Consider the following 7,025-nt stretch of genomic DNA (forward strand, 5'->3'; position numbering starts at 1 on the left):
TGGGGATGCGCTCCTCCGTGGAGATGTAGGAGAACAGGGGGCCGGTCCTCTCCTGTTGGCCGCGCATCTGCTCAGTGCCGTTACTCCATTCTCTCGCGGCTGGCCAGGTTTTTCATCAGTCTCCTAGTGCCAAACATGAAGATTCAGAAAACGGGAGCAGAGGCTGCTCTCACTGCCGCAGCCACTTCCCGATTCTGATCTTCAGCGTTAGAATGTAAGGCCTTGAGTGCGACTTGGCACACAGGTGTGCCTATGGGTGGAAATGCTTCGTTCATGGTGGTAAAATACTGTAATCCTAGAATACAATGAGTTTGCGGTAGCTAGTTGCACAATGAAGCCCCCTGCGATAGTTCTGTGCTACTGCTGTGAGGCAATAGCAACAACAAAGGATCACATTCCACCAAAGTGTTTTTTCCCAGCAAAGAATGATCTGCCTGGCAACAGCCCTGATTATAGGAGCCAATTAGTAACGGTACCTGCATGTTCAGCACATAATAACTCGCGATCTGGCGATGACGAATACACAGCGGCCGTAATCATCATGAACTCCAAAAGCGATCTCGCGTTTTCAGTATTTAATTCAAAGTGGGTTCAAGCTATGCTTAGACGTGATGGGGGCCTTGGGAAGCGAATTTTTTCCACTGCTACAAGCATAGGAGTCACTTCCCGAGAAAATGGCATTCTTATTCCCCATGCAACACTAGCGATTTTTTATGAAGTGAAGCGTGTAGAGCGAGTCATTGAATCGATTTCTCGGGCGCTATTTTATCTTGAGTCAGGCTGCCAAGAGAAATGGACAAGTGAATGCGTGGTCAAGAGTCCTAAACTTCTTAATCGGGATCTAAGTAACACACAAGATGCTTTCAGTCTAAGTCAGATTAATCAAGCATTCATTCACGGCGAGAAGCGCCAGGAATTGGGAATGACACGCCATGGTGTTCATCCTGAGGTGTTTTATTACCAGTTCTTGCGGTCTCAGCAGATGAACTTCATCATCAGAATGGTTTTCTATAATGATTTTGCGTTTTTTGCTTTCCCGAAGCATAAGGAGGCCGCGCCGGCTTCCTGTGACCTCGCTCTCTAATGGCTGCAATGTAGCGCATCTTTGTAAATCTCTGGTTCTGGCAAATGTTCTCTGAGTTGGGTATGATTGAACCTTGGACGAAATGACGACCTTGAAATGGACCCTCGAAAGCTTTACATAGACCAGCGTCACGCGGCATTCTGTGTGTATTGCGGGGGTCATCCCTCCACGCGAGAGCATGTCCCGTCGAAGGTGCTACTTGATGAGCCATTCCCACCAAATCTGCCAGTCGTGGGCTCGTGCAAGTCATGCAACAACGGCTATTCAAAAGATGAGGAGTACTTCGCCGTTGCAGTCGAGTGTGCAGCCTGCAACTCAGTGGATCCAAACGCACTTCAGCGCGCGAGTGTCGCTAGAAAGCTCCGGGAATCTCCGAGCTTGGCTACACGCATTTCCTACGCCGTTAAGCAGTCAGATCTCGGGGGGGCGATCTTGGTCAAGTTGGAGAACGATCGGGTGGTGCGAGTACTGATGAAGCTCGCCCGAGGGCATGTTGCGTATGAATTCGGGGAATCAGTGCTTGATGATCCTTCTGAACGGTGGGTAGGCACGCTAGCAGAGATGTCCATAGGCTCGCGGGAGAAGTTTGAGTCGCCGCCTCTACCGATTCTGTTCCCAGAGATAGGAAGCCGTGCATTCTCGCGCATGTTCGCTCTTAAAGAGTCCAAATCTTCTCCCCACGATTGGCAGGTTCTCCAAGAAGGACGCTACCGATACTTGGTCTCCCCATCGCCGTTTATCGTTAGATTGGTCGTAAGCGAGTACTTGGCCGCCGAGTTCCGATGGGATTGACGTTCCGTGGCACTATGTCGTCGCTAAACTACTGGCAATTACAGATGGCTGGGGCGTGCTTTTTCAGCGGCATAGATCAGACTTGCGTTGATTCACGCCACCGCAGCTAACCTTCCGCTTTGGGTGGCTATAGTCCCATTCCACTTTCACAAGGTATCGATCCTGTTACGGATTACCGGTGCATGCTTCATTCAGCTATCTTTGAGTAAAAAACTAAATTCAAAAACACAACAGTGCTGGGATGTGGGCCTTGCCGATTGACAGAATTTTGGACTGGTGGTTAGGGTGGCACTGATCATCAACTAAAAGGGCTCTTGGAGCAGAGTTTGGATGCTTGACGCTATTGAGTTATTTACTGGTGCTGGCGGGCTTGGAATGGGGATTCACCATGCTGGCTTCCATCCTCGCGCGGTTGTCGAATGGGATAAATGGGCTTGCGATACAATTAGGGAAAACCAATCACTCGGAAATTCAATTGTAGCTAGCTGGCCAGTTCATCAAATGGACGTTCGTCAGTTTGACTTTTCGGCCCTAAATGGTCCGATAGATTTGATCGCCGGCGGACCACCTTGTCAGCCGTTCTCAATGGGCGGGAAGCACAATGGAAGGCTTGATCGCCGAGATATGTTTCCTCCTACTTTAGAAGCTATAAGAATTGTCCGGCCCAAGGCATTTATCATCGAAAACGTAAAGGGGCTTACCCGAAAATGCTTCCACAACTATCTTCAGTATATAACCCTTCAGATGAAGTATCCAGACCTTGTTATTTTGAAGGAGGAGGGCTGGCTGAATCATTTACACCGACTTCAAAGAGCTGATAATGGCAACACGCATGAGCAGGTATACAAGGTTACAACGGAAGTTCTAAACGCCGCAAACTTTGGTGTCCCTCAAAAGAGAGAACGTATCTTTTTTGTTGGGATCAAGGTTGGTCTAGATATACCTTGGGCTTTTCCAGACGCTACGCATTCCTCTGATGCTCTTTGGTACGATCAGTGGGTAACTGGTGAATACTGGGATCGTAATGAGGTCTCACTTAGCGATCGGCCAAGTCGGCCCGATAAAAGCGAAGGAAAGTTGGAGCGCTTGAAAGCAAGCCCCCCTGCAGAAAAGGCATGGTCTACTGTACGAGAGGTCCTTCATGGCCTTCCCGACCCAGAGACTTCCGCTGCTGACTGCTTTCTCGATCACCGTTATCAGGCGGGAGCACGTAGCTACGCTGGACATACTGGCAGCGCAATCGACGAGCCGGCAAAGACTTTGAAGGCTGGTGTTCACGGGGTACCTGGTGGCGAAAATATGCTCCGTAAGAATGACGGTTCAATCAGATATTTCACTATACGGGAGGCAGCTAGACTCCAGACCTTTCCTGATGACTATCGCTTCCATGGCTCTTGGTCTGAGGTAATGCGTCAACTCGGGAACGCAGTGCCGGTTGAGCTAGGCAGAGTTGTTGCAACCAGTATTGCGGCTTCACTTACTACTAGTAAAAGGGTGTCAAATTAGTGCTTGGGCACCTTACTTGCGTTGAGACGCTTGAGCTTGACCTGCAGTCAGTGCTCACAACGCGCCTAATTGAGTTGTTTGATTGTATGCCCGCTGCTCCCTTGGCGGAGCTGGAGTGCTATCCTGTTCCAGAGGAGCAGGGCGTTTATCAGTTATTCAAGAATGGCGAATTAGTTTACATTGGAAAGACGGACTCTGAGGCGGGTTTGGCTAAGCGGCTTGATCGGCATAGGCGAAGAGTGTCTGCGCGTTGTAATCTGAATCCTTCCTCCATTTCATTCAAGGCAGTTAGGGTTTTCGTGTTTACGGCAATGGACCTTGAAAGCGCCTTGATCAAGCATTACAAAAATCTGATTGATGTAGCTTGGCAGCAAAGTGGGTTTGGTTCCAACGACCCTGGTCGGGAGCGCGATACCACTAACTGGAAAGATAGTCACTTTGATGTGATGTATCCAATCGACTTGTCGCTCGAGTTAGAGATTATGGCTGATTCGAGCACGCTGCCTGTGGTTGACCTATTGCAGTGCATGAAAGCCAAACTGCCATATGTAATCCGTTACCAGAAGAGCGGCCGTACGGCTCATCCGGATTTGAGAAATACGCAAATTACATTGAATAAGCTTGTGGACTCAGTGGATTCCTTCCTTCTCCATGTCGCGAATGCTCTAGGACCTGCTTGGCAGATAACTGCCCTTCCCGGCTATGTGATAATCTACATGGAAAGCAAAGAATATCGTCGTGCGCGTTACTTTCGGTTTGGCATGTGAAGATCTAGTTGTTGGTCTGAATATCATTTATTTGAGCCTAGGCACATGTGAGTTCAGTTTTGAAAGAGCTTGCCCGGACGTCCTTGCATTTTTCTGATCCGGCGCTTTACGCCCTGTTGCTTTCCAGTCCCACCTTGCTCCCCCACAACGACCACCCCTTCTGATCGCCCAAGGCCCCACCCCCTCCCCCATGGCCACCAGCGACTTCTTCCGCCCCGACTACCGCTCGGCCCGTGAGGCGTTCCTGGCCGCCGCCCGTGCCGCTGGCGCCCGGCTCAGCAGCCATGTCCTGCCCGATCACCGCGGACCCGCCGGCGAGCCGCTCGCCATCGATGCGGCGGCCCTGGGCCCCGCCGAGCCCGAGTCCCTGCTGCTGCTGATCTCCGGCACCCACGGCGTGGAGGGCCTGGCCGGATCCGGTTGCCAGGTGGGCGTGTTGCTGGATGAACTCCACGGCGCCCTGCCGGCCGGCGGCGGGGCGCTGCTGATCCATGCCCTCAACCCCCATGGCTTCGCCTGGCTGCGCCGCGGCAACGAACACAACATTGATCTCAACCGCAACGGCCTCGACTTCCGCGCCCCCCTGCCCCAGAACCCGGCCTACGACGCCCTCCACGACGCCCTGCTGCCCGGCGACTGGGACGGGCCCGAGCGGCAACGGGCCGACACCCTGCTGGAGGCCTTCATCACTGGGCACGGGATGGCCGCCTACCAGGCGGCGCTGCAGCGCGGTCAGTACACCCATCCCACCGGCCTCTTCTACGGCGGCAGCCACCCCAGCTGGTCGCTGTCCATCCTGGAGAAGATCCTCACCGAGCACCTGGGCCCGGCCTGCCGCCGCCTGGCGGTGATCGACCTGCACACCGGCCTGGGCCCCTGGGGTTACGGGGAGCTGATCGGCAGCGGCAGCACCGACGCCGACTGGGAGCGGCTGCAACGCTGGTACGGCCCGGAGGTCACCCGGCCCGGCCTGGGCCCCTCCAGCTCGTCGGTGGTGTCGGGCTCGGTGCCGGTGTTTCTGCGCCGGCTGGCGCCATCGCTGGAGCTCACCGTTCTGGCCCTGGAGTTCGGCACCCGGCCGATCGATGAAGTGCTGGCGGCCCTGCGCGCCGATGCCTGGCTGCACGCCGTGCCCGATCGCCCCACCCCCCACGGCGAGGCGATCCGCCGCCAGGTCCGCGACGCCTTCCTCATCGACAGCCCTGCCTGGCGCTCCGCCGTCTACGGCCGCTGCGCCGATGTGGTGCTGCGGGCTTGCCGGGGGTTGGGCGGTGGTGAGCCGTAATACCGCTTGGCAGCAGGTAGGATCGGCATGTCGATGACTCGGTGCTTGCCATGGCGGTGATCTCGCTCAAGTTGACCGAGGCCCTTGATGCCCAGCTCACGGAGCAGGCTCAACGGCGCCATCTCAGCAAGTCTGAGTTGGTTCGACGCGCCTTGACGGCATTTCTCCAATCCCCAGAGCAGGGCGTCGATGACGCCGCACAACCCTCCGCGGCTGATCTGTTGGCCGATCTCGTGGGCTGTTGCGAAGGCGGACCCGCTGACCTGTCATCCAACCCTGCGTATCTGGCTGATTTCGGAACCAATCGTTCATGACGGTTCTGCTGGATACGGGCCCTTGGGTGGCGCTGTTGAGTCGCAACGACACCCATCACAAATGGGCTGTTGAGCAGTTCAGGCGATTGCCGCCTCCACTGCTGAGCTGTGAGGCTGTGGTGGCTGAAACCTGCTTTCTGCTCAGTCGCTCCGGTTTTGATCCTGCGTTGGCCCTGCAGTTCATTGAGCGAGGAGTCGTTCAACTGCCCTTCGTGCTCCAGGAGCAGATTGGCTCTGTAAGTGCACTTTTCAAACGCTATGAGAATGTGCCCGCTTCTCTGGCCGATGCCGCATTGATTCGCCTCGCGGAAATCAACGACTCGCCGTTGCTTCTCACGACGGATAGTGATTTCCAGATCTATCGCCGTCATGGAAGACAAGTGATTCCTCTGGTACAGCCGTAGACGTTATCTGTACACAATGTACATTTCGACCACCCACCTTGAGCGGCCCCGGGCGAGGCATGGGCGAGAGTGGACATCCCCGGCGCCCCTGCCAGATGCGTTCCCCCCTGGCGGCCCTGTGCGCCCTTGCCGCCGTCGGTGCCGCTCTGGTGATCCAGGCCCTCCCGGCGGCCCACGCCCAGACCGCCTGGCAGACCTGCCGCTTCAACGGCCGCGCTGAATCCTGTCTGGTTGCGGGCGGCTCCTCCTCGTTCACGGTCACCTTCCGCTCCGACGGCAAGCAGATCGAGATGGAGAAGGTGGGCGAGCCCTGGACCTGCGGCCAGGGGGACCGGGAGGAATGCGGCAAGTTGCTGATCACCGAGCCCAGCAATGGCCGCACCACCCTGGCCACCTACCGGCAGACCTCGTCAGCCTTCATGGTGCGCAGCGAGCGGGGCAACACCTACTCGATTCCCTATTGAAGGCGGTAGGCAATCGGGCAACGGTCGAGTTCGCCTGCTCGTGGCAGGAGGGCTATTCTGTCAATGAAGCTCGGAAGCGCCATTGTTACCAACCGTCTTCCGGGATGGTGAATTTCGGTTTTTCTTCTTCCACGGTTAGTCGAGTTACACCAACAGGAGATCATCGATGCCTGGAACAACCACTTTGGGGGCTGAGGTCACGAATGTATCCAGCCATTGCATCTGGATGTTGATTGATGATGAAGAGCTGGCGCTTCCTTATTCTGAGTTTCCTTGGTTTAAGGAAACTCTGGGCAACAAGGCTACGAACAGCGCCTTGGGCGGCAAATTGTTCGGCTTGAACCTGCACGACTGGTTGAGGCATGGACAGCCTGATTGGCTCCGCTTTTCGAGCTCCTTTCCCTCTCCT

Annotated in this window: 7 protein-coding genes and 1 pseudogene; all 8 read left to right on the forward strand. The window is 55.3% G+C overall.

Going from position 1 to position 7,025, the window contains the following annotated elements:
* The first annotated feature begins 541 nt into the window (after window positions 1-541).
* Complete coding sequence (locus KBY95_RS16105) at window positions 542-1,084, forward strand: hypothetical protein (RefSeq protein ID WP_254966305.1); 543 nt, start codon at window positions 542-544, stop codon at window positions 1,082-1,084.
* A gap of 1,122 nt (window positions 1,085-2,206) precedes the next feature.
* Complete coding sequence (locus tag KBY95_RS16110) at window positions 2,207-3,382, forward strand: DNA cytosine methyltransferase (protein ID WP_254966306.1); 1,176 nt, start codon at window positions 2,207-2,209, stop codon at window positions 3,380-3,382.
* Window positions 3,383-3,483: 101 nt separating this feature from the next.
* A complete protein-coding gene (locus KBY95_RS16115; RefSeq protein ID WP_254966307.1) occupies window positions 3,484-4,149 on the forward strand; it encodes a GIY-YIG nuclease family protein in 666 nt (221 codons plus the stop codon).
* Between the two features lie 190 nt (window positions 4,150-4,339).
* On the forward strand, window positions 4,340-5,434 hold the full coding sequence (locus tag KBY95_RS16120) for a M14 family metallopeptidase (protein ID WP_254966308.1): 1,095 nt from the start codon (window positions 4,340-4,342) through the stop codon (window positions 5,432-5,434).
* Between the two features lie 50 nt (window positions 5,435-5,484).
* A complete protein-coding gene (locus KBY95_RS16125; RefSeq protein WP_254966309.1) occupies window positions 5,485-5,748 on the forward strand; it encodes a ribbon-helix-helix protein, CopG family in 264 nt (87 codons plus the stop codon).
* On the forward strand, window positions 5,745-6,152 hold the full coding sequence (locus KBY95_RS16130) for a type II toxin-antitoxin system VapC family toxin (protein WP_254966310.1): 408 nt from the start codon (window positions 5,745-5,747) through the stop codon (window positions 6,150-6,152). The genes KBY95_RS16125 and KBY95_RS16130 overlap by 4 nt, the downstream gene beginning before the upstream one ends.
* A gap of 95 nt (window positions 6,153-6,247) precedes the next feature.
* Window positions 6,248-6,616 (forward strand): hypothetical protein, encoded by a 369-nt coding sequence (locus KBY95_RS16135; protein ID WP_254966311.1) that lies wholly within the window; start codon window positions 6,248-6,250, stop codon window positions 6,614-6,616.
* Window positions 6,617-6,782: 166 nt separating this feature from the next.
* Window positions 6,783-7,025 (forward strand): annotated as a pseudogene (locus tag KBY95_RS16140) (hypothetical protein); the annotation flags it as partial.

Origin of the sequence: Cyanobium sp. Aljojuca 7A6 (assembly GCF_024346455.1) — a bacterium.
In the GTDB taxonomy this organism is placed as follows: domain Bacteria; phylum Cyanobacteriota; class Cyanobacteriia; order PCC-6307; family Cyanobiaceae; genus Cyanobium.